This is a genomic window from Shinella sp. M27 (assembly GCF_049199905.1).
Taxonomy (GTDB): Bacteria; Pseudomonadota; Alphaproteobacteria; order Rhizobiales; family Rhizobiaceae; genus Shinella.
In genome coordinates this window covers 105660-129444 of sequence record NZ_JBLZPK010000044.1, presented here as the reverse complement: position 1 = coordinate 129444, position 23785 = coordinate 105660, and the positions used below count along the sequence as shown (strand labels likewise).

Here is a 23785-nt window from a genome sequence, read left to right as displayed (position 1 = left end):
ACAATAGGCATCACGCCTTTCGCTCGCAAGCACGCGTCAAATCCGCCAGCCGGTTGGGTCCGTCAGCTCGTCGCGCCGAGCCGGCAGGCCGAGACGAGGTCGAGTGCGGGGTCGCGCACCTTGGTTTCCACGCGCATCATGCCAAGCACCGAGTGGAAGAGATTGTCGTGCGACTGCGGCTTCGTGGTTTCGTCCTTCAGGCAGTCCGCCGAATAAGCCGCCTTGGCGTCCTTGCCGAGCCACAGCACGAAGGGCACATGGGTCTGCTGCGGCGGCGCGATCATATAGGGCGCACCGTGCAGGTAGAGGCCGAATTCGCCGAGCGATTCGCCATGGTCCGACATGTAGAGCATGGAGACGTCGAGCCGGTCCTGCTGGCCGGCCAGCCGGTCGATCACACCTGCGAGGATGTGGTCGGTATAGGCGATCGTGTTGTCATAGGCATTGACGATCTCCTCGCGCTGGCATTCGGAAAAATCCGCGCTGCGGCAATCGGGCTTGAAGCGCCTGAAATCCTCGGGATAGCGTTGGGAATAAGCGGGGCCGTGGCTGCCGATCTGGTGCAGAACCAGCACCGTGTCGGTCTTCACCGAGCCGATCCAGGCGTCGAGATCGCCGAAGAACACCTCGTCGCGGCATTCGCCGTTGCCGCAATAGCGCGGATCGCCGTCCTTGATGACCGAGCGTTCCTTCACACGCGCGGCGATCTGCTTGCTGCCGGTATTGTTGTCCCACCATTCCACGTTCACGCCGGCATGGGAGAGCACGTCGAGCAGGTTCTGGGTCGCGAGACCCTTGCGGTGCGAATATTCGGCACGGGTATAGACGGAAAACATGCAGGGCAGCGAGACGGCGGTCGCCGTGCCGCAGCTCGTCGTCTGCGGGAAATAGAAGATGTCCTTTTTCGCCAGTTCCGGGTTGGTGTCCCGTTCATAGCCGCCGAGTGAAAAATTGTCGGCGCGCGCCGTTTCGCCGGCAACGACGATCATGAGGCGCGGCTTGCGCGCGGCGACCGGCCCATCGCTGACCCGCGCATCCTCGCCAAGCGGTGCCGCCACGATGTTGATGTCCCCGGATTCACCCACCGCGAACTGAACGGCGGTGACGAGCGGCACGAAGGGGTTCAGCGTCTCGAACCAATCATGATGCGCGCGCACGGCGGCGGCATAGACGCGGGCATGCGAAAGACCCGCGACGAGCGCGATGACCAGTGCGGGCGCGATGACGGCGAGATTGCCGCGCACCTTCCAGAGGAAGGGGCGGTGGCGCACCTTCACCCAGACAAGCAGCAGAATAGGCAGGATGCCGAAGACCAACATGTGCAGCACGAAGCCGGGGGTGATCATATGCCCCGCTTCGGCGCTGTTGGTTTCGGCGGCATTGCGGATCATCTCGACATCGATGACCACACCGAACTGATCCATGAACCAGGCGCCGGCGGCGCTCGCCAGAATGAGAAGGATGAAGATCGGCTTCATCAGATATTTCACCGATACGGCAACACAGAGCGCAATGTAGAGGCAGGCGACGCCGATGGCGATGGAGGCGAAGGTGGTCGGGCGTCCCTCGAGATAAACCCAGCCCTTCGACCAGAAGCTCTGGTTGGTGATGGCCAGCAGATAGAGAGCCGTCAGGATGGCGACCGCGATGCTGCCGAGCTCTGGCCTCCATAGACCCTTGCGGCTCGTTGCTCCCGTGTCTTCGCGCATCATCTTTCCCTTCCGTCATTCGCCGGCGCGTCGCAGGGGATGCGCCAGTCTGCCCGTCCCTGCCCCGGCAAGCTGACAGCAGGCTGAACGAAGCTGACGCGACGTTCAGCGTCCCGTCAGCTTCCGCCCCCATAAGACTTGGGACACTGCATGAGGTGACGTTTGAAATCGAAGCTGCTCAACCCGGGAACGCTGTTCGTGACCGCCTTGGTCGTCATGATCCTGGCAATCCCTTTTGCACAGGTGCAACTCTCCCGAACGCGCGGTGCCGACGTGCCGCAAGTCATTCTCTGGCGGGCCGGCTGAAGCCGCTTTTTTCAACGCCTTCATCTACTCCATCGTTCCCAAGGCAAAAACCGGTCGCTCGACAGCGTCCGCGTGTGTCTTTTGGATTCCCGAAAAACCGATTGCATTTCGCAATCGGATTTGCGACAAAAGGGCATCAAACGTGGAGGTCGTCATGAAACCGGTTCTCTATGCCCATCCCTTTTCCAGCTATTGTCAGAAGGTGCTGACAGCACTCTACGAGAACGGCACGGCGTTCGAGTACCGTCTGCTCGATCACAACGATCCGGAGACCCTTGCCGATTTCGAGCGGCGCTGGCCGATCAAGCGGTTTCCCATTCTCGTCGATGGCGACCGCCAGGTGATGGAGGCGACCATCCTGATCGAATATCTCGATCTGCACTATCCGGGACCGGTGAGGCTCATTCCCGCCGATCCGGACAGGGCGATCGAGGTGCGCATGCTCGACCGTTTCTTCGACAACTATATTTCAACGCCGCAGCAGAGGATCGTCTTCAACGCCATCCGTGCGGAAGCCGACCGCGACCCCTATGGCGACAAGGAAGCGCGTGAGATGCTGGAACGCGCCTATGCCTGGCTCGAGCGGCATATGGAGGGCCGCATCTGGGCGTCGGGCGACACGTTCACGCTGGCCGATTGCGGTGCCGGCCCGTTCCTGTTCTATGCGGATTGGACGCATGCCATCGATCCGGCCTTCACCCATGTGCATGCCTATCGCAAGCGCCTGCTCGCCCGCCCGTCCTTTGCACGCGCCGTGGACGAAGGACGCCCCTTCCGAGCGTATTTTCCGCTCGGTGCGCCGGACCGCGATTAACCGGCTGGACACCCGCGCCGTTCACCTGCCGATGTCTTGTGAGCCACGCCGGTCACGACGAGCACGGACGCCTTTTCCCTGATCTCGACATGGCCGCGCAACGCCAGCCGGCCGAAATAGAGCGCATCCGTCTGGTTGATGCGCTCCCGATCAGCCTCTGCCAGTCCATCCAGCACGGGCGAGATGCTCTTGAAGGTCTTTCCCGTGGCAAGATCGCGCACGGTCGAGGACGGGCACGGCGCCTTGAAACAGCGCAGGCCATTGTCACAGACGACATAGAGGCCGTCTGCCGCGGCAAGCGGTGCGGCAAGGCCAAGCGACAACAGCACCGCGGAAAGACAATACCGGATTTTCATGCCGCATCCTCCCTGTGAATTGCGGCCGAAGCGCGATCAGTTCGGCCGCCGGTCTTCGGCGCGCATTTCGGCAAGGGCACGGATGGCGTCCTGCCGCCCGGTTTCGCCGAGCGCCTCGAACAGGCGGGCTGCATCGACCCGCATGCCGAGGTTCTTGTAGGAGAAGGCGCGCAGGATCATCAGGTCCGTCGGCTCGGCGCGCAGCTGGTTGCGCTGGTCGAGATAGCCGATGGTCTCACGGTAACGCTTGGCGCGGAAACTGCTGACGGCCCGGTCGGCAAGGATGGCTGTCTGCAGCTCGGCTCCGCGGCTGCCATCGAGCTTGGCCTTCGTGGCAGCAACGGCGGCGTCACTGGTCAGGCCTGCACGCAGATAGGCGAGGCTCTGGCCATAGGCCGCATCGCTGCGTGTGCGCCCCTCGCCATTCAGAGCCACCTCGAAGGCTTGCGCGGCTTCCAGCGGCCGGTTGCGCTCCATCAGGCACCAACCGAGCGTCAGCGCGCTTGCGGGCGCAAGGCCGGCAGGATTGCGCGTCGTACGGCACCCTGCCCCGGTATTGGCGGCATGCCGCACCGTGCGCACGATGCGCTGCGGCCGGGCGGCAACCTCCTCGATGACCTCGCGGGCAACGACGCGCTGCCCGGTGCGGGCCAGCCGTGGCTGGCGTTCGCTGATCACCTCGGTCTTCTTGTCCGTCGCGTCCTGTTCGCCAAGCCGGGCGATGCGCTCGGAACGATCGCCCCAGGCCTGCTTGACGGCGGCAAGGCCGGCTTCGTCCTGAAGGCGCAGCCGTGCGACGCCGAGACCATAGGCGGCGGGCTCGTAATCCGCTTTCCATTTTAGCACCAGGGCAAACCATTCCTCGGCGGTGGCCGGCTGGTCCATGGCCAGCGCATACCAGCCGAACTGCTCGCCCGTCTCGGGATGCTTTTCCTCCAGCGTCACCTGTGCGATGCGGTTCAGCACCTTGGCGTCGAGCCTCTGCGGCGGATCGAGCGCCAGGAGATTGGTGGTCGCGGCGAGATAGGTCTGCATCGCCTGATCGGAGGTGGTACGCCAGGCATACATCACGTCTTCGGCCTCGCCCGGCATTTTGCGGGCGAGAAGGATGAGCGCGAGACCCTGCGAGGCGGAGGCGGAATCCTCGACGGCCCGCGCCTTGCGGAAGAAAGGTTCGGCGGCCGCGTTCTGGTCGCGCCGCAGGTGATACCAGCCGAGCAGCAACGCATCGGAGGCCAGCCCCTCGTCCGTCACCAGCTTCTCGACCAGCTTGAGATAGACCGGCGCCACCGTGATCTCGGGATCTTCATCGCCCTCGCCGACGAAACGGCGCGCGAGATCGCTGCGGATCGCGTCGAATTCCTTGACGCCGTCAGGCCCGGCATGCTCGCGGGCCAGCAGATCCTGCATGTCCTTGTAGCCGAGCAGCGTCGAGGCTTTCTGCACGGTCGCCACCCGCACCGGCGCGTCGGTGCAATTGTCGATCATATAGCCATAAGCATCCTTGGCACGCTGCACGCGGTCGGTCTTCACGAAGGCCTCCGCGACGCGCCAGAGCACATCGGCATCCGAGCAGGTGAGCAGGCTCGGCGTCTCCGCCCCGAGCCGTACGACATCTTCGTTCTTGCCGGCATTGGAAGCGGTGATCAGCTCGGCGCGCTTCTCCGCCACGTCGAGGCGGTCGACCAGATCGGCCGGCGGCGTCCATTGCGGGTCCTGCTTCCGGCGCTCGGCGATCGCCGCACGCACATCCGCATAGCGCGACTGGCTGTAGAGCGCCCACATCGCCTCCAGCTGCTTGTCCTCGTTGACGGGCACGGCAAGCGGATTTTCCGGCGGGGTCCAGGTGGGATAGAGCGCGCGCAGGCGCGCGATCTCGGCATTGAGCCGGGCCGTATCGCCGCGCGACGCGAAATAGCGCAACGCGCTCTCGTCGACAGCGGGACGACGCTCCACGGTTTCGACGACCGGCGTGGTCTTCGCCTGACCGCTCTCAACTTGAGCGATCTCCACCCGCGATTGTTTGGCGGCGGCGGTCGGAGCTTCGTCTGTGCTGCCGGTCGCCACGTCGTCCGTACCCACGCCGAGGCGCGGCATGCCCTTCGTCAAGCCATCGGGCACGCCGAAGGACAGGCCGGCGACACCGGCCGCTCCAGCCGAGGCAAGGACGACCGCCATGAGGATCGACTTCATGCCGAGCTTCCTTCGGTACATATCAACCACACGGCTCCTTCCAGTCCGCAAAGGCAACGCCAAGCGCCGCCGGGAAGAAACCAACGAGCTTTGATAAAAGCGCGATAGGGTTAACCGGCCGTAAACAGCCACCCGTCAGTGTTGCGGGATCTCGTCAGAGCGGGCGGCCGAAACGACGCAGAAGCCCTGAGGTCGCGATGCCCAGCAGAATCGACAGCGCACAAAAAACAAGCGCATAGGCCAGAATGTTCGACGACAGCCAATTCGCCGCGATCAACCTGACATTGGCGAAGGTCCACGCCTGGGTTGCAACGAACCGCGTGCGGCTGACCGCGCGTGTATCGAGCGCGTCGGCATCCTTGCTCTCCAGCGTCATGTAACCGTCGAGCTGCTGCCAGCGGTCGTCCTGCGCCACCGCATCCATGCCGGCACGAAGATCCGCACCCGTCGGGGCGGAAACGACCGTCCACACGGCCGTGCTCTCGGGGCTGTCGCCCTGCGCCACGAGGAAGCGGGCCGTATCGTCGGGCGCCACCAGTGCCTCCGCGCCCGGCAGGAGGCGAAGCGAGGACAGCGAGATGTCGAAGGTCTCCTGCAGCCACGTCTCGAACGCGGAAATCTGTCCGCGCCAGGAGCCGCCCCGCACCCGCGACTGCCATTCGTTGAGCGCATCCTGTGTCGCGCCCTGCCCGGCGCCGGCGCCCGCGCTACCCCAGCTCGAAGCACTCTCCGCCGCGATATGCGTCTGGCCGAGCACAAGGGGAGGAAGCTGCGAGATCGTACCGAAAAGGATGGCGTCCCGCTCGCCGATCGCCAGCGCCGAGGATTCCGGTCGCACCAGCAACGCCCGGCCACTCGAAACGGCCATCTTGCCGAGGAAGGTCGCGCTCGTCGACAGCGTGTCCGTGTCGAGACGGTCGAGATAGAGCGCGATCGGATCGGTCGCCCGCGAATAGGGAAAGCCGGTGCCGGAGAGGGCGGCGAGGTTCGGTAGCTGCGCGATGCGGGCGAACCGCGGCATGCGGAATTCGGATGTGTCGAAGAGCGCGAAACGCGGCTCTTCCGACGCGCTGGAGCCGGGCGCGCAGACCTTGTCGGCGGCGGTCATCAGCACCGTTTCGATATCGATGCGGTTCGGCCCCGGCCGGAAGTGCCGCATGGTCACGCGGATCGGCAGATGGCGGAAAATACCGCCGTTGCGATTGGTGATCGGCACCGTCGAGGCGATATTGCCGTTGACGTAGATATCGACATGGCTGCCCGGTAGCACTTCCGCCGAATAGGCGGCGTCGAGCAGCAGCGTCGCCTCGCCATAGGCGCCGGCATAGAAGTCGGAGGGAATGCCGATGTCGAAGCCGGTGCGCAGGCGCCGGCCGCTGAACTCGGCGGTGCGCACGCCGAGCGAAGCCAGCTTCAGCGTCGCCTCGCCTGCCACCAGCGGCATTTCGGCCGCATTGCGCTGGCGTACACTGAGCGCCTCTCGCGCCACACCAAGCGGCCGGTCGATGGGAGAGACCATGCCCTCCACCGCCCCTTCGATGGACGGCCAGTCCGGCCCGCTGACGACGAAGACCTTGCGGTCGCCCGAGGGCGCATCGACAAAGGTGGCGATCGCCGAGGAGCGGGCGGAGGCCGGCAGGCCGGGCAGGAGTGGCGCAAGATCGGCCGCGGTGCCGACCATGACCTGCAACTCACCTGCCCCGCCCGTCGCGGGTAGCGCATCGACCACATCGAACGTCTGGTTCGGCATCTTCGCCATCAGGGCAAGGCCCTGGGTAAGGCGCATCAGGGCATTGGTGGCGACCGGTTGCCCCATCTCGGGCACGACCATGGTGAATTTCGTCTGGCCGTTCGGGCCGACGCCGATGCCGGCAATGTCGTCGGTCGTGAGCAGGCGGCCGCTGGTATCGCGCGGCACCGTCAGATAGGTGCGCGCCGGATCAAGCGAGGTCCAAAGATCATAGGTCGAGCGGATCGTGCAATCGGTGCGGTGGCGCTGCACGGTATTGAACGTCACGCGGTTGACGCCCGGCCTGAGCAGGCCCGTCGGCAGGTCGAAGCGCATGTCCTTCGTGCCCTCTGGCGACTGCACGGGCATTTCGCCGACCGTCACATCATTGACGACGACGGTGAGGCTGGAGACTTCCGGGGCCACGACGACAGCGTTGGAGTAGCCGAGATTGATCGACGTCGCAGCCGCCGCCTGCTGCGGCGTCAGATAGACCGGGAAGGAACGGCTCGCCGCCTCGCCTTCGAGCATCAGCGACGTCGCCGGAATGATGTAGCGCCGCGTCGCGGTATCGGAAACCTCCGTCGCCTTATCCGGCACCTTGGTCTCGACGGCAGGCGTTGTGTCATCGACGATCGCCGGCTTTGTATCCGTCGTCGGCCCGCGTTCGCCCGACATGTCGAAAGGTACAGCCGCCTGCTGGGCGAAGGCGGTCGATGCGGAGAGCAGGAAAGCAAGGCCGAGCAGCGCGGACCTTGGGGGAGAAAACCTCACGACGCGCGCTCCTTCTTGCGTTCGCCGCCGAAGCTGCGAACGAAATAGATAAGCCCGCGGCTCGTCTGGTAGGCGGCGATGCCGAGGAACCAGAGGGTGCCGCGGAAAAGGCCGGGATTGTAACGGCGCGAAACCTGGAAATCGCTCCACTGGTTGGAATTGGCGAAGATGAGGTCAGCGACGAGCGAATGGTGGCGCGCCACCTCCGGCATGAAACGGCAGCCGACGGCCAGAACGCTGCCGAGGCTTTCGACATTGCGCACTTCGACGGGCAGCGATTCCTCCTCCGTCGCACCCGAGGGCGTGAAGCGCAGATAGCCGCGCGCATTCGCCTCGACCTGCGTCTCCAGTCCGAAGACCTGCACGCGCGCACCGTTGGCAGAGACGTTTTCCAGCGTCGAGGGATAGTCGCGCCCGTCGAGCACGAAGGTGCAGCGGCGCTTGACCGTCACACGCCGGCTCGACGCCTTCTCGCTGCGTTCGGACACAACGCCGAGCGCGCAGCCGGCAATCAGCAGGTTGAGCAGGTTCCAGGCCCCGACGACGAAGGTGACGTCCGCCTTGTAGGGTTCGGCATAGAACCGGTAGATACTCATTAGGAAGGCGATGAACAGCACGCCGAAAATGACGAAGAACGGCCGGCTGATTTCCGACAGGCGTGAGACACTGATCGACTCGTCCTTCGCCGTCACCTTGAAGGTCGGCTTGGTCGGATTGAGCATCACGGAGACGACGGCCGGCAACAGGTGCACACTCTGCACATATTCATAGAGCTCGGATATCCACGGCCAGCGGAACGAACCGTAGAGATAGTTCTGCATCATCAGGTTCACGAGCATATAGGCGAGCGTGTAGCCCAGAAACTCGCCGCCGGAAGCCGTGAAGATTTCCAGATCGAAGAAGAGATAGAAAAGCGGCGCGACGAGGAAGATCGTGCGCGGGAACGGAAACAGCCAGAACAGCATGGACGACATGTAGCAAAGCCGCTGCGGCACCGAGAGCCCGCCCTTGAAGAGCGGAAAACGGAAACGCAGGATCTGCATCATGCCCTGCGCCCAGCGGCTGCGCTGGCCGATGAAGCTGGCAAAGGTCGCAGGCTGGAGGCCGGCGATCAGCGGCTTGTCGACATAGACGCTGTTCCAGCCTCGCGAATGCAGCGACAGCGCCGTTTCGCAGTCCTCGGTGATCGACAGGCCGGAAAAGCCGCCGGCCTCGTTGAGCGCGGTGCGCCTCAACACCGCGGCCGAGCCGCAGAAGAACGAGGCGTTCCACTTGTCGAGGCCGCGCTGGATGATGCCGTAGAACATCTCATTCTCACTCGGCATCTTTTCGAAGGTGCGCAGGTTACGCTCCAGCGGATCGGGATTGAGGAAAAAATGCGGTGTCTGGACAAGGAAAAGTTTGGGATCATCCGCAAAGAACCCGACCGTCTCGCGCAAGAAGTCGCGGGCAGGCGCATGGTCGGCATCGAAGATGGCGATGAGTTCGCCCGTCGAATGCTGCATGCCGTTGTTCATATTGCCGGCCTTGGCATGCTCGTTGCGGGCGCGCGTCAGGTAGTTGACGCCGAGATCGCGGCAAAGGTCCTGCAATTCGCGGTGCCGCGCTTCGGCGGTCTGCGCCTCGATCACGGCAGCGGCATTGCGCTTCTGCTCCGTGCCGCCGTCGTCGAGCAGCCAGATGGTCAGCTTGTCGGCCGGATAGTCCATCGCCTTGGCGGCGGCGAGCGTGTTGGCGAGCAGGCCGACATCCTCGTTGTAGCTCGGCACGAACACGTCGACCGAAGGCAGCCGCTCCTCCTCGGCCCTGCGGCCCTTGCGCGGCGGCAGCGGCATCGCAACCACGAAGAGGCTGAGCGCCAGCATCATGACGCTATACATCTCGGCGAGATAGAGCAGGAAGCCGGGAATGAAATTTTCCAGCTGGTTCAGCGGCGGTAGCGTGCTCGTCGTGCGCCAGTAGACATAGCGCAGCACCACGGCGGTGCCGAAGGCAAGCGCGATCAGCCGCCAGATGCCTTCCGCCCTGAGCACCTTGATCACGGCCATGAGGGTGACGACCGCGATACTGGCGATCAGCTGGGTCTGCAGATTGATCGGCAGCGTGATGACGAGGATCACGAGGGCAGAGACAAACGCCCACAGGATGATCGTGCCAGTATGTCTCATGCGCCGCCCTTCGCCATCATAGCGTTCCAGCCCGGACCTTATGCACCATTACGTTAAGGAAAAATTAGGCTGGGCGACCGCTTTGTCAATTACAGGTTGCCGAACCCGATGCGCCCGTAACGCATACGGGTGACGGCACGACGATTGCATCTTCCCCCGCGCCTGCCGTTGTCGTCGTGGTGTTCGCGCCGCCGGTGGGCGACGGGACCACCACCATATCCTTGGCCACCACCTGCTCCGTACGCCGGGCGACAACAGGTCTGGTTTCGGCAGCGCGCCGGCTGACGGGCGCCTTTTCGATCGTCTCGACGCTGACCGCGGTGCGCCGCGGCTCGTCGATCGCCACGCGCAGCGGCTTGCCGCCGCCGACCTCGGCATCGACAGCCGCCGGCGTGCCGTGGGGGTTCCAGGTCGCGCCGGAAAAACCGCCGGTGACGGTGTAGCCGTACATCAACTCGACCAGCTCCTTCTCGCTTGCCCCCGCCTGGCAGACGCGCAGGCGAATCTGGAGCATGCCGAAACTGTTTAGAAGGTTGCGGTCGGCCTCGTCCGAGCGGATTTGCTGCCAGCCATAGAGGCAACCGTCATCGCCGGCGCCGGGACCATAGGCATAGCCGAAGGGGCCATAGGTGTTGCGCACGAAATTGCTGGAGATCGTCAGCCGACCACCGGGCACATAGGCGCGGATTTCCGCCTGGATTGCCGAATGGCGCACAGGTTTGAAGGCCAGCCCGCCGGCGGGCATCGCAACCGTTTCGGCAGGGCCGAAGGCCTGGATGCTGATGAAATTCTGGCCCGATGTCGAGGCCGAGGTGGACAGCGCGATCTGCTGCTCGATGGCATTGGTGTATTGGCGCTGGATCACGCTGACGATGGACAGCGTGCCGGGCGCGGGCAGAACCAGCGCGCTTGCCGTCGGGACCGTCGAGGAAAGCGTCGCGACGCCCGCGCCTGGCCGCGCAGCGCAACCGCCAAGCAACCCGATGGCGACCGTCGCCAACAGGGAGCCCATCCGAAACGCGCCGCCGCCGCGGCCGAAAAAACGAATCGCTGCCGAATCATCCATGGATCACTCATATTTCGACGGGCGCCGAATAGGAATCCCCAGATCCCACCACATGCCGGCAATCCGCCCTAAAGGCCGACGAGCTTCATGCAGGACAGATAGCTGCGGCCGATGCGGACCTCGCTGCCATCAAGAAGTTCCGCCGACCAGGAACCATGGCGGCCGCGCCGAAAGCCCTTGATGGCCTCCAAGCGCAGGATCGTGGATCGGTGGACGCGGATGAACTGTTCGGCCGGCAGCCGGCTTTCGAGCGAGGCGAGCGTCTCGTCGAGCAGATAGGTTTCTCCGTCGGCATAGAGGCGCGCATAGTCCCGCTCGGCATCGATACGGGTGACGCCCCCTGCCGAAACCCGCACCAGCCGTCCGCGCGAGCGCACCCAGAACGGCGGCAGGCCCGCCTGCTCCTGACGCATCGCCTTGCGCAAGACATCGAACGCCGCCGTCATCTCCGCCAGCCGCTCGGCGGCATTGCGGGTCTCGAGGCGCTGGCGCACGCGCAGGAGCGAAGCAGCCAGCCGCTCCTCCTCCACCGGTTTCGTCAGATAGTCGACGGCATCGGCGGCGAAGGCCGGAAGCGCATAATGGCCGAAGGCGGTGACGAAGACGATGGCGGGCGGTGCATCCCGCAGGGCATCGACCACGTCGAAGCCATCGCCGCCCGGCATGCGAATATCCAGCAGCAGAAGGTCCGGCCGGTGCCGGCGCGCCGCCTCGACCGCCTCCGTGACGTCGCCGGCCTCGGCCACCACCTGTACGCCGCCGATGGTGGCAAGCAGGCGGACGAGCCGCCGGCGCGCGATCGGCTCGTCATCAACGACAACAGCGGTCAGCTCGCGTTCGCCGGTCATGAACGCGCAAGCGGCAGCGAGAGGCGCACACCGAAGCGGCCGGGGCGGATATAGCCGCTGGAGAGTGACGCCGCACCGGAGAAATGCGCTGCGATGCGGTCGGCGACATTGCGCAGCCCGATGCCCATGCCCGCCGGCATCCCGTCCGCGTCGGCCGGCGGGGTATCGTTCTCCACGGTGATGACCAGGGCATCGTCAAGGCGCTCCGCACGCAGCATGATCTCCACCGCCCCCCGCGTCGCGCCTACGCCGTATTTAACCGCGTTCTCGAAAAGCGGCTGAAGGATCAGCGGCGGCACGCAGATCTCGCGCACATCGTCATCCACGGCGAAGGAGACCTTCATCCGGTCTGAGAAACGCGTGCTTTCCACCGCAAGATAATCCGACTGAAGCGCCAGCTCCTCGCCGAGCGGGATATCCTGCGTCGGGTCGAGCGTCAGCGTCTTGCGCAGGAAGGCGGAGAGTTTCAGCACCATGCCGCGCGCATGCGCATTCGCCCCCTCCTCGATGAGCCCGGTCATGGCGTTCAGCGTGTTGAACAGGAAATGCGGATTGACCTGATAGGCGAGCGCCCGCATCTGCGCCGATAGTGCCTCTTCGCGCAGCGCCGCCATGCGCCGCTCGCCTTCGGCGAGCGCCATGCTGTAGCAGAGCACGAGATAGAGGCAGCACCATCCGAAGAACAGCGACATGCCGAAGATAAGGCTATAGGCCAATTCCTTGGCATCGACCGGCGCCGGCGCCGGATAGACGCATACGACATAGATCAGGTAGTCGGCGACGGCCGAAACCGGCGTGGCGGCAAGCGAGAGGGCAAAGGCTGCCATCGCCTGCTGCCAGAGCGGCCAGGACAGTGTGCGCTTGAGCAGCATCGTCATGCCCGTCGTCAGCACCAGGGCAAAGGCGATCGAGGCGAGTTTGCCTGGCGCGGATTCGATCGGGTCCGTTCCGGCGACCGCCCAGAGCACGCTCGTCGACAGAAAAACGGCCACCCAATAGGCAGCGGCGAGACGGAAGACGGCCTTGCGCCGCTCCATGTCCTCGCGATTTTGCCTGGTCTCCTTGCGTGCCACCGCTCCAAAACCGGCCTCGGCTAAACTGGCCATTCCATCCCTCGCAACCGCCCTTGTTCAATCAGGACTATTCCGCCGATTGCCGCGCCTGTCGATAGACGCTCGTCGCCGCAGCAGGGCCGTTCGCAGAAATTCGCTCCATCGGCGCTGCCCGCCATGTTCTTTCCCGGACGCGGCGGAAGCGAACGAGATTCGATGATCGGCGATGGGCGGCGCACGGCTGCGTCGGACGAGCCTCGCCGCTCCGCTGCCACGGACGGGCGCCGAAGCCCGCCGCTGCCATGCAGAATCCCCTATTGATTTGAGGAGTTCATATGTCCACCATTCCCGGCGACACATCGACGAACGCAACGATCAGCACTGGCCAGGTCATCAAGAACAACCTGACCGCCTCCGGCGACGCCGACTGGTACAAGGCCGCCTTTTCCGCGGGGCTCGACTACGGCTTCCGCCTTTCCGGCGACGGCTCCGGTTCGTCCATGCCCGATCCGGATCTCTATCTCTACGACGCCAACGGCAATTACCTCAAAGGCGAAACGAACTATTCCTCCAGCACGGTGACGATCAGCTTCTCGGCCCTTGCCGGCGGCACCTACTTCGTCGGCGTCAAGGATAACGGCAGCGACATTGGCAACTACATCCTCACCTGGCTCGGCAACGACACGATCCGCCGCGACGTCAACACGTCGGCCACGCTTTCCATCGGCCAGACGGTCAAGAGCGCAATGGATGTCGCCGGCGATTCCGACTGGTTCAAGATCAGCCTGAAGGCAGGCCTCGACTACGGCTTCACCGCCTCCGGCGACGGCTCCGGTTCCTCACTGCCCGATCCGGATATCACGCTGCGCGATGCCAATGGCAACGTCCTGGTGGATGGCATCAACTATTCCAACACCAGCATGTCGATCGTCTACGCCGCCCTGCAGTCAGGCACCTATTTCGTCGAGGTGCGCGACAGCAACGACACCGGAAACTACAGCCTGAAATGGCTCGGCAACGACACGATCCTGCGCAACACGGCGACCACCACCACGCTTGCCACTGGCGCCAAGATCACCAGCGCGATCGATGTGAAGGGGGATTCCGACTGGTTCAAGGTCGCGCTGAAGGCCGGCATCAGCTACGCTTTCGAAGTCACCGGCACGGGCACATCGGGCCTTCCGGACGGCGATATCTATCTGCGCGACGCGAATGGCAACAAGATCGCCGGCAGCGTAAACTACTCCTCGGCCACTGGCCTCGTCACCTTCACCGCCAAGACCAGCGGCACTTATTTCCTTGAGGTGACCGACTCCAGCGATATCGGCAAATACATCGTTTCCAACCCCAGCCTCGACACCGTCTTCAACAACGTCAAGACGACCCACAGCATTCTCGCCGGCCGGACGATCGGCGGCAAGATCGACGTGCAAGCCGACAGCGACTGGTACGGCTTCACCGCCAAGGCCGGCGTCACCTACACGTTCACAGCAAGCGGCACGGGTACGGCGGCGGCGAGCGGCCTCAAACTGATCCTGCGCGACGCAAACGGCAATGTCATCATCTCGGATGCGGACGCGTCCGCTCTTATCGAATTCAAGGCGACCAGCTCCGGCAAGGTCTTCCTCGACGTCGCCGGTTACTCGTCTTCCACCAAGGGTGACTTCATTCTCACCGCCATCTCCAACGAGGCCGTCCAGAAGGGTACGGCGGGCTCCGATTCCATCAAGGGCGGCGAAAACAACACCACGATTTACGGCTATGCGGGAAATGACATCCTCAACGGAGCCGGCGGCAATGACGTGCTGAATGGCGGAGCCGGCGCCGACAAGCTCTATGGCGGAAGCGGCACCGATACGGCCTCCTATCAGAACGCGACCAGCGGCGTCGTTGCGAGCCTCCTCAAACCCACGGCGAACACCGGCGAGGCAAAGGGTGACGCCTATTCCTCCATCGAGTGGCTCATCGGCTCGGCCTTCAGCGACAAGCTGCAAGGCAACGGTGCTGCAAACCGCCTCAGCGGCGGCGCCGGCAACGACCAGCTCTACGGCGAGGACGGAAACGACGTTCTCATCGGCGGTGCCGGTGCAGACAAGCTCTACGGCGGCAACGGAAGCGACGCCGCCTCTTATGCGGATGCCAAGGCGGGCGTCGTGGCAAGCTTCGCCAAGCCGACCTCCAACACCGGTGATGCCAAGGGCGACACCTATTCCGCAATCGAAAACCTGATCGGCTCGGCCTATGCCGACCGGCTTGAGGGCAACGGTGCTGCCAACATCATCAACGGCGGCGCCGGCAACGACCAGATCTATGGCGGCGGCGGCGCCGACAAGCTCTATGGCGGCGCAGGCGCCGACCGCTTCGTCTTCACGAGCTACAAGGACAGCACGACGACCGTCCGCGACATGATCTACGACTTCTCGCAGAGCCAGGGCGACAGGATCGATCTTTCGGGCATCGACGCGCGCGCATCGACAAGCACGAACGACGCCTTCACCTTCATCGGCGAAAAGGCCTTCACCAAATCGGCCGGCCAGCTTCGCTACGTGAACAGCGACGGCGACACTTTTCTCTATGGTGACGTGAACGGCGACGGCGTCGCCGATTTCTCGGTCCGTCTCGACAAGACCATCGACTTCGTCAAGGGCGATTTCATCCTGTAAGACAGGACATCCTATGAGAAAAGGCGGGGCGGCTTCGGCCGCCCCGTTCTCCGATCAGGGCGCGACGGACTCGTAGCGCGTGTTGCGCCAGTAGCCGGTCGGCTCGGAAAGGCAGTCTTCCAGCCCGGCCCGCTCGAAAGCCTTGCGCTGCTCCACGGCCGCATTTTCCAGAATGTCCTGCGTGTTCAGATGCGCAACCTTGCGACCACGCATCAACACGCGTCCATTGACCATCACCGTATCCACGTCGGCGGCATTGGCGAAATGCGCGATGCGCAGCACCGGCATACCCGGCGGATAGAGATGGGGCTTGCGCATATCGACCAGCACGATATCCGCTTTCTTGCCGACCTCCAGCGAGCCGATCTCATGCTCCAGTCCCAACGCCCGGGCGGCATCGATCGTCACCAGCTCGATCGCCTTGCCCGGCGGCAGATAGGCGGGATCGCGGAAATGGCGGCGATGATAGTGCATCGCCTGTGTCATATGCCGGAACATGTCGTAGCCGCGATCCGGCGCGGACGCATCCGAGGCGATGCAGACATTGATGCCGGCATCAAGCAGTTCCGGCACGGGGCAGCGGCCATAGATCGACATGATGGCGCTCGGATTGTGGATGATGGAGGCGCCGGTCTCCTTCAAGGCCGCAAAATCCTCGGGCGTCAGGTCCACGCTGTGGCCGAGCAGCGCGAAACGACCGAGCAAACCGAAATCACGGGCGAGCGCGATCGAGCCCTCACGATGGCCGTCCTGGGTGAAGAGCACGCCCAGCCGCTCGCGCAATGCCATGATGGCCTCGCCCATGGCGGCAATCTCCCGGCGGTCGGCCGGATCCTCGATCTGCTTTGCATTATAGACCGGCATCATCAGGCAGACACCGGTGCCGCGGCCGAGCACATCGTTCCAGCGCGTGATGAGGTCTTCGCTGACGTCGAGTTGCTGCTGGAACGTGACGGCGACATCGCGCACCGGCCCGTCGTCGAAACGGCGGAAGCTGCGCGGAAACGGCGGACGGCGGGGGCCGACGGCGAGAATGGTGCGAAGGCCCGATTGCGCGGTCGCGCCGCAATGGGCGTCGCCGAAGGCCGGGTCGTCGGTGCGCATGATATCGGCCCCGCCGCCGAGCAGCGTCATGCCCGTCGTCACGCCGGCCATCAACCGCTCAAGCATGGTGAGCTGCGCTTCCGTCCGCCAGAAATCCGGTGTCGAGCCCTGGGCATAGACGCCCTCGCAAACCTCGGTCCAGCGGTCGACGTCACCGTAACCGGCCGCGCGGATGAGGCCGTGGCCGGCATGGGAATGGCAATCGATGAGGCCCGGCATGGCGACCATGCCGGTGCCGTCGATGACCTCCTTCGCGCCCTCCGGCGGTTCATCCTCCTTAGAACCGATCCCGACGATGCGGTCGCCCGCAACAGCGATCCAGGCGCCTTCGATGACACGGCGTTCCTCGTCGACGGTCAGCGCCGTCACATTGCGCAGGAGCACATCCGGCTGGTTCATGCCCGTTCCCTTCTTCATACAAATATAGTAATTATTGTACACAAAATCATCGGCGAGACCTTGGCGGAATGCAAGCGATATTCCATTATAGCCCGCATGTGACCGGCACGACAGCCGATGAACGGCATTCCTGCGCATCTCCAGGCGAAGGCGCGTGAAACCTCCGCTGGAAGCGCTCGCCCCATGGGCCTCCTGGCGAATTGTGAAACGGGGCCGGATCCGGCTTCACATCAGCGGTAAAATCCCGCATTCCAAACCAGAACACCCGCAAATTTCCGGAATTTGGTATACAGCGCTGGCGCGGTGTGTTGCGGATCACGTCCACCATCTTGTATTGCTCGGCGCAAGTACCCATTCCCGTCGGACTGTGCCCGGGGAATGAACGGAAAAAACGGCGATGGAGCGGTCGGGCGGAGCGACCGCCGATCGAGGGAGAGATGATGGACCAGGCGTCGAAAACAACGGCCGGCGTGCACGCTGCGGCCACGAAGTCCAGAAAGCGGACAGGCCCGACCGACGCGCATATCCATGGCGAGATCTACGGCGCCATCATCAACCATCGCCTGCGCCCCGCAACCCCGTTGCAGGAAGACGCGCTGGCGGGCGCCTTCGGCGTGTCGCGCACCATCATCCGCAAGGTGCTGCAACGGCTTGCCCATGAGAAGCTGGTCGAGCTTATCCCCAACAAAGGTGCCTTCGTGGCGCGGCCGTCCATCGAGGAGGCGCGGCAGGTCTTTGAAGCGCGGCGCGGCATCGAATGCCTGCTGATCGAAAAGCTGGCGCTGACGGTCACGGAAGACAATATTCGCCAGCTGGCCGGCATGGTGGAAGACGAAGCCGATGCCGTGGCGCGCAACGACAAGAAGCGCCGCGTCCAACTGTCAGGCGATTTCCACCTCGAACTGGCCAACATGGCCGGCAACGTGGTGATGCGCGATTTCGTACAGGAACTCGTCTCGCGCACGTCGCTCATCATCGCGCTCTACGAATCCCCCGGCGCCGTGCCCTGCTCGCATGGCGAACATGCCGAAATCATCGATGCGCTGAAGCGCAGAGACGCCAAACGCGCAGCAAGCCTGATGGACCATCACCTGCGCCACATCGAGGCGCAGATCGATCTCGAGGAACAGCCGACCCGCGTCGACTTCAACGCGCTCTTCCGTTCGGCATAAAAGCCCCGGCTTCCAACGGAAACCAGGGCTCTCGATTAAAATCCGCGATTACTTCAGCTTGGCGCTGACGGCTTCGATGCCGGCGCGTGCGCATTCGTCGTCGATATCGCCGCTCGGAGCACCGCCGACGCCGATGGCGCCGATCGTTTCTTCACCGGCCTTGACCGGAACACCGCCGGCGAGAACCAGCAGCTTGTCGATCGAAACGAGCTGGGCAGCCGCCGGGTTCTTGCCGACGTTTTCGGCGATCTTCTGGGTCGGCGTGCGGAAGGAAGCGGCGGTGTAGGCCTTGCGGACGGCGCTGTCGAGCGTATGCGGGCCAGCGCGGTCGGCGCGCAGGACGACGCGGGTCAAGCCGGCGCGGTCGACGACGGCAACCGTGACGTTGAACTTCTTGGCGGCACAGGCCTTGACGGCGGCATCGGCAGCTTCGACGGCGATGTCGAGCGGCATGTTGCGCTCGGTGAGGATTTCGGCCTGGGCGGCGCCAGCAAGCGTCAGGGCGGCAAAGGCAGCGGCTACGAACGTCTTCATGAGTATCTCCATCTGGGGCCGCTCAGGTCTCGTTGGCGGCGACGTCCTTCTTTTCGGAGGTTTTCGCGTTTTGCGGTATCGGTGGACGGACGGAGCGGGGTCCGTAGGACTACGGAGCCTGCCCGATCAGGGAGAGGCGCGCGAACTCCGCGACCGACGTCGTGCCGAGTTTCTGGGCGATATTGGCGCGGTGCGTATCGACCGTGCGGGGCGACAGTTGCAGGGCCTCCGCGATCTCCTTGGTCGACCAGCCGCGGCCCACCATGTCGAGCACCTCGCGCTCGCGATCGGTCAGCTGCGCGACAAGCTGTGCGGCTTCCGCCTTCTCCGCCCGCGCGTCGAGCGCACCGGAGGCCTGCTGCAGGGCCTCGATCAGCACCTGCTCGTCGATCGGCTTCGTCAGGAAATCCACCACGCCGGCCTTGAAGGCCCGCCGGCAGGCGTGCACGTCGCCATGGCCGGTGCAGATGATCGTCGGCCAATCGCAGCCGATGGCGCCAAGCTTTTCATGCAGTTGCAGGCCGGTGATGGCGGGCATGCGCAGATCCAGCATCAGCACGCCCGGTTTCAATTTCGGTGCCCGCGCCAGAAAGGCGGTCGGATCGCCGAACGCCTCGATGCGGATGCCATAGGTGCCGAGCAGCAGCGACAGCGCGCTGCGCACCCCCTCGTCATCATCGACCAGATAGACCGGCGCTATCGTCATTCCGCTGCTTCCTCTCGTCCTGTGGTTTCCCGCGCGGCCGGCAGGCGCACGGTGAAGACCGCGCCGCCCTTCGGGTCGTTCTCTCCCGAAATGCTGCCGTCGAAACGCTCTACGATGCTTTCGCACAGGCTGAGGCCAAGGCCCATGCCGTCGGGCTTGCTGGAGAAGAACGGCTCGAACAGCCGTGGCAGAATATCCGGTGGAATGCCGGTGCCGTTGTCGGAGACGGCGATCTCGAAGTTCCCGCCCGCAGCTTTCAGGGACACCAGCACTCGCCCATCCCCTCGCCCCGCCTGCTCCACCGCATCGGCGGCGTTGCGGATGAGGTTGTGGATGACCTGCTCGATCTCGACGGGATCGACGCGCGCCAGAGCCGGTGCATCCGAAAGATCGATATCGAGCGCGATGCCGCGCCGATCGAGATCGATACGCGAGAGCGCGACGATATCGGCGACGTGTCGGCCCAGATCGTGCACCCCCGCTTCTGGCGCGCTCTTGCCGACATAGGCGCGCAGCCGGACCAGGATGTCGGCGGCGCGCTTAGCCTGCTGCACGTTTGCCGCCAGCACGCTGTCGATCGGCGTATCGGCCAGGCCGTTCGCCGCCGCGATGCGCCGCCCGGCCTGGCTCTGGCTGAGCAGCGCCGTCAGCGGCTGAGTGAGCTCATGGGCGATGCCGGAGGCCATCTCACCCATGCTGTTGATACGCAGCGCATGGGCAAGTTTCGTCTCGTGCTGGCGCAGCGCCTCGCGCCGCGACGCCGCATCTGCCGCCTCGCGGGCGACGGCCGCCTCGTGACGATGGCGCAGCAGCGAGCGCACGAGCACGAGGCCGGCCAGCGACACGGCTGCAAAGAGCGCCAAGGGCAGCGGCGGCAGAAGCTGCGCCAGCGTAACATGCCGCTGCAGGGACAGCCGCAGCGGTTGCGTGACGCTGGCGATCGGCGCGTCAAAACTGACTGTCCGGGCCAGGAAGGACGTTTCGGCGGGTGGCATGGCCCCGGTTTCCAGCAACGGCCCCGCCGCCGTCGAAAGCTTCAGCAAGGCCCAGCGCGGCAGTTCCTCGCCCTCGACGAGCTTTGCCCCGTCGATATCCAGGCTGACGGCCAATGCGTCGTCCATGCGCTTCATCAGACGATAATGGCCGGGCTTGGCATCCGGGCCATAGACCGCCTTGCCGGGCGGCAGCTTTTCCACCGCCTTGAAGACCTGCAAGGGGTCAGCCGTCGTGCCGTCCGCGGATGTCGCCGAGCTCACCACGCCGACTTTTTCAGCCGCACGCACGCTGATAAGATCGATGGCAACGATGCGCGGGTAAAAGCGCAGGATCGACCCCGCAACGGGGCCGAAATCCTCAGACGGCTGCGCCCGGGCGAGACCGAGCGCGCTGAGGCTCGTCAGATGCGCATCATGCTGGGCGACGCGCTGCGAGATCGCCCGTTGCAGCGCGCGACCGCTTTCCGACACCTCCTGCTCCAGCGCCTGCCGGTGGCTTATAGCCGACATGAGCCCGAAGGCAGCGACGAGCAGCAGCCAGACGCCGGCAAGGGCGGCGGGGGAACGGAGGAAGGTCAGGCGTCGATGCATCGAAAGTGAAGCCGGCTCAGGGATCGGGGACGCCATCATAGGACGTCCCTCCTCCCTTGGCGATCCGCAGCATCACGGATGCGGCAATACCGGCAGCGAGAGCGGCGCGAGCTCGCAAGCCGCGCGACCGCGCGGATCGTTCGCCTGCAAACGGCGCACCGCGAAATCCTGCACCGCCTGCAATTCCGAAAGCGCGCCGTCGTAATCCACTCGCGTCGGCCGGTCGTTTTCCATCACGCAGGCGCCGTCAACATAGACGGCGGCCACCGCACGCTCGGCCGCACAATGCAGCAGATTTCGCAGGGGATCATAGACCGGCTGCATGCCGGGATGCTTGAGATCGACCAGCGAGAAATCCGCTTTCGCGCCCTTGGCGATGCGGCCGATATCGCTGCGGCCAAGCGCTCTGGCGCCGGCAAGCGTCGCCACGTCGAAAATATCCGCCGTCGAAACGTCGAACACCGTGCCGCCGGCAATGCGGGCATTGATCAACGCCGTGCGCATCTCTTCCAGCATGTTGAAGGGGTAGCTGTCGGTGCCCAGCGCCACGTTGACGCCGCTCCTGCGATACCGGCCGACCGATTGCAGCACCATGCCGCTGCGCGCGAAGGTGACGGGGCAATGGGCGACGCTGGTACGGCTGGCCGCGAGACGCTCGAGATCTTCGGCCGTGCGCTGGCGTGTCCAGGCGTGACTATCGATGAAGATGCAGTGGCCGAGGATGAGATCCGGGCCGAGAATGCCGAGCGTTTCGAGATAGCGCACGGCGGTCAGGCCGTGGCGGCGTAGCAGTTCCTCATGCTCGGCCATGGTCTGGGCGGCATGGATGGTGATCGGCACCGTGCGGTCGCGCGCGGCCTGGGCGGCTTCCTGCAACAGGTCCGGCGAGCAGGTCTCGACCTGCGCCGGCGCGACGATGCCGCCGAGCCGGCCGGACGGGTGAGCCTCAGCCGCATCGACCGTTTCCAGCGCGCGCGCAAAGGCCTCACGGCACCGCGCGGCATCCCAACGGAAATCGAGACGATGGCTACCCTCAACATGCCAGGCCGCCTCGCGGAAGCCGGGGGCGACATAGGCGCGCGCACCGCTCTGCGCCAGTGTCGGCAGCCAGCAGTCATGCGGACCGGCAATATCGACGAAGGTGGTGACGCCGCTGCGCAGGAGATCGCCGAGCATCACCGTCAGCGCGGCCTTCACCGCGTCGTCGCTAATCTCGATCAGCGTCGAATATTCGTACATCGCCTGGCCCCAGAGGGCGGCGGTGCCCTGGTCCTCGAACAGGCTTTTCGAAATCGGCTCCTCGCCGGAATGGCAGTGCACATTGATGAAGCCCGGCAGGACCATGCGGTCGCGGCCGGAGATTTCGCGCGTGAAGGGACCGTCGTAACGGCCGCCGACATGCAGGAAGCCGCTGTCGTCGAAGGCGACGTCCGTATCGTTGAGATAGGCATGGCCGCCGGTTGCCGCGTTGAAGGCGACGACGGTGTGGGCGTTTCGGATGACGGTAATGTCAGGCATGGGTCGTCCTGAAATGTTTTTCGAGGAAACGGCTATAGGCGCCCATCAGGGCACTGAAGGTGAAATAAACGGCGGCGGCGACGAGATAACCTTCGAGCACCGCGATGCCCTGCCATTCCGGATCGCGGATGGCGGAGCGCACCGTATCGAGGAAATCGACGAGGCCGACGATGGTGACGAGCGTCGTATCCTGGAAGAAGCCGATGAACAGGCCGACCATCGGTGGAATGACCTTCTTCAGGGCCTGCGGCAGCACGATCTTGCGCATGACCTGCCAGTAATGCAGGCCGAGCGATTTGCCGGCCTCGACCTGCCCCGCCGGCACGTCCTGCAGGCCGCCGCGCACGATCTCGGCGATATAGGCCGAGGCGAAGAGGATGATCGCCACCTGGGCACGCAGCAGTTTGTCGATCGTCACGCCATCGGGCATGAAGAGCGGCAGCATGACCGTCGCCATGAAGAGGATGCTGATCAGCGGCACGCCGCGCACGATCTCGATGAAGCCGACGGCCAGAACCCGGATCGCCGGCAGATTGGAGGCGCGCGCCAGAGCCAGTACGATGCCGAGCGGCAGCGCGAGCGTCAGCCCGACGAAGGAGAGCATGAAGGAGAGCGGCAGGCCGCCCCAGCTCGTCGTCGCGACCGGCGTGAGGCCAAACACGCCGCCGGCCATGAGGATGTAGAGCACCGGCAGGATGACGACGATCCAGGCGATGAGCAGCCCCCGGCTCCAGAAGCGCGGTATCATGGAAAACAGGCAGGCGCCGAAGAGCAGCAGCAGCGCCGAGAGCGGCCGCCATTGCTCGTCATAGGGATAGAAGCCGAAGAGCATGTAGCGCATCTTCTGCGCGACGAAGGGCCAGCAGGCGCCACTCGCCAGTTTGCAGGCCTCGCCGCTGCCGGAAAACACGGCATCGATAAACAGCCAGCCGATCGCGAGCTTGGCGACGAACAGGATCGCGACGATCGAGGCAACGCTGATGACGGTGTTGCCGGGTGTGCCGAAATAGGCGGAGAGTTTGCTCAAACGCGCGGCGGCCGGAGCCGGCTGCGGCGGGGCGAGGACCAGGGCCTGGACGTCGGTCATC

General features: G+C 64.6%; 18 protein-coding genes. 4 read left to right on the top strand and 14 right to left on the bottom strand.

Features of this window, described 5'->3' with window-relative positions:
- Window positions 1-62 precede the first annotated feature (62 nt).
- Complete coding sequence (locus tag ACOZK4_RS17845; RefSeq protein ID WP_421593042.1) at window positions 63-1712, bottom strand: phosphoethanolamine transferase; 1650 nt, start codon at window positions 1710-1712, stop codon at window positions 63-65.
- Between the two features lie 159 nt (window positions 1713-1871).
- Between ACOZK4_RS17845 and ACOZK4_RS17840 the strand changes: the two genes are divergently transcribed.
- Window positions 1872-2015, top strand: a complete 144-nt coding sequence (locus ACOZK4_RS17840; RefSeq protein WP_313529965.1) for a hypothetical protein — start codon at window positions 1872-1874, stop codon at window positions 2013-2015.
- Between the two features lie 154 nt (window positions 2016-2169).
- Entirely contained in the window at window positions 2170-2829 is a 660-nt protein-coding gene (locus ACOZK4_RS17835; RefSeq protein ID WP_421593041.1) for a glutathione S-transferase family protein, read from the top strand.
- Here the strand turns inward: ACOZK4_RS17835 and ACOZK4_RS17830 are convergent.
- The 7 genes from ACOZK4_RS17830 to ACOZK4_RS17800 form a co-directional block, all read right to left on the bottom strand.
- Window positions 2826-3185: a hypothetical protein gene (locus ACOZK4_RS17830; RefSeq protein ID WP_421593040.1), complete on the bottom strand. Its 360-nt coding sequence runs from the start codon at window positions 3183-3185 to the stop codon at window positions 2826-2828. The two genes, ACOZK4_RS17835 and ACOZK4_RS17830, sit on opposite strands and share 4 nt — an antisense overlap.
- 36 nt (window positions 3186-3221) lie before the next feature.
- Complete coding sequence (locus tag ACOZK4_RS17825) at window positions 3222-5378, bottom strand: cellulose synthase (RefSeq protein WP_421593039.1); 2157 nt, start codon at window positions 5376-5378, stop codon at window positions 3222-3224.
- A gap of 154 nt (window positions 5379-5532) precedes the next feature.
- Window positions 5533-7881, bottom strand: coding sequence for a cellulose biosynthesis cyclic di-GMP-binding regulatory protein BcsB (locus ACOZK4_RS17820; protein ID WP_421593038.1), 2349 nt, complete (start codon window positions 7879-7881; stop codon window positions 5533-5535).
- A complete protein-coding gene (gene bcsA / locus ACOZK4_RS17815) occupies window positions 7878-10049 on the bottom strand; it encodes a UDP-forming cellulose synthase catalytic subunit (RefSeq protein WP_313529951.1) in 2172 nt (723 codons plus the stop codon). The genes ACOZK4_RS17820 and bcsA overlap by 4 nt, the downstream gene beginning before the upstream one ends.
- A gap of 85 nt (window positions 10050-10134) precedes the next feature.
- Window positions 10135-11061 (bottom strand): cellulose biosynthesis protein BcsN, encoded by a 927-nt coding sequence (gene bcsN / locus ACOZK4_RS17810; RefSeq protein ID WP_421593037.1) that lies wholly within the window; start codon window positions 11059-11061, stop codon window positions 10135-10137.
- Window positions 11062-11183: 122 nt separating this feature from the next.
- On the bottom strand, window positions 11184-11963 hold the full coding sequence (locus ACOZK4_RS17805; RefSeq protein WP_421593036.1) for a LytR/AlgR family response regulator transcription factor: 780 nt from the start codon (window positions 11961-11963) through the stop codon (window positions 11184-11186).
- A complete protein-coding gene (locus ACOZK4_RS17800) occupies window positions 11960-13069 on the bottom strand; it encodes a sensor histidine kinase (protein ID WP_421593035.1) in 1110 nt (369 codons plus the stop codon). Before ACOZK4_RS17800 ends, ACOZK4_RS17805 begins: the two co-directional genes overlap by 4 nt.
- 281 nt (window positions 13070-13350) lie before the next feature.
- Between ACOZK4_RS17800 and ACOZK4_RS17795 the strand changes: the two genes are divergently transcribed.
- Window positions 13351-15678 (top strand): pre-peptidase C-terminal domain-containing protein, encoded by a 2328-nt coding sequence (locus tag ACOZK4_RS17795; protein WP_421593034.1) that lies wholly within the window; start codon window positions 13351-13353, stop codon window positions 15676-15678.
- Between the two features lie 54 nt (window positions 15679-15732).
- Here the strand turns inward: ACOZK4_RS17795 and ACOZK4_RS17790 are convergent, their stop codons facing one another.
- Window positions 15733-17181 carry an amidohydrolase family protein gene (locus ACOZK4_RS17790; RefSeq protein WP_421593033.1) on the bottom strand — a complete coding sequence of 483 codons (1449 nt, stop codon included), beginning with the start codon at window positions 17179-17181 and terminating at the stop codon, window positions 15733-15735.
- A 440-nt stretch (window positions 17182-17621) separates the two neighbouring features.
- On the opposite strand from ACOZK4_RS17790, the gene ACOZK4_RS17785 reads away from it, so the two are divergent.
- A complete protein-coding gene (locus ACOZK4_RS17785) occupies window positions 17622-18353 on the top strand; it encodes a GntR family transcriptional regulator (protein WP_421593032.1) in 732 nt (243 codons plus the stop codon).
- Between the two features lie 48 nt (window positions 18354-18401).
- Here ACOZK4_RS17785 and ACOZK4_RS17780 read toward each other — a convergent pair whose 3' ends face one another.
- The 5 genes from ACOZK4_RS17780 to ACOZK4_RS17760 form a co-directional block, all read right to left on the bottom strand.
- Complete coding sequence (locus ACOZK4_RS17780) at window positions 18402-18887, bottom strand: GlcG/HbpS family heme-binding protein (RefSeq protein ID WP_313532522.1); 486 nt, start codon at window positions 18885-18887, stop codon at window positions 18402-18404.
- Between the two features lie 109 nt (window positions 18888-18996).
- Window positions 18997-19593, bottom strand: a complete 597-nt coding sequence (locus tag ACOZK4_RS17775; protein WP_313532520.1) for a response regulator transcription factor — start codon at window positions 19591-19593, stop codon at window positions 18997-18999.
- Window positions 19590-21179 carry a sensor histidine kinase gene (locus tag ACOZK4_RS17770; RefSeq protein WP_421593031.1) on the bottom strand — a complete coding sequence of 530 codons (1590 nt, stop codon included), beginning with the start codon at window positions 21177-21179 and terminating at the stop codon, window positions 19590-19592. The genes ACOZK4_RS17775 and ACOZK4_RS17770 overlap by 4 nt, the downstream gene beginning before the upstream one ends.
- A 72-nt stretch (window positions 21180-21251) precedes the next feature.
- A complete protein-coding gene (locus tag ACOZK4_RS17765; protein ID WP_421593030.1) occupies window positions 21252-22697 on the bottom strand; it encodes an amidohydrolase family protein in 1446 nt (481 codons plus the stop codon).
- Window positions 22690-23784, bottom strand: a complete 1095-nt coding sequence (locus ACOZK4_RS17760) for an amino acid ABC transporter permease (protein WP_421593029.1) — start codon at window positions 23782-23784, stop codon at window positions 22690-22692. The genes ACOZK4_RS17765 and ACOZK4_RS17760 overlap by 8 nt, the downstream gene beginning before the upstream one ends.
- Window position 23785: the final 1 nt, after the last annotated feature.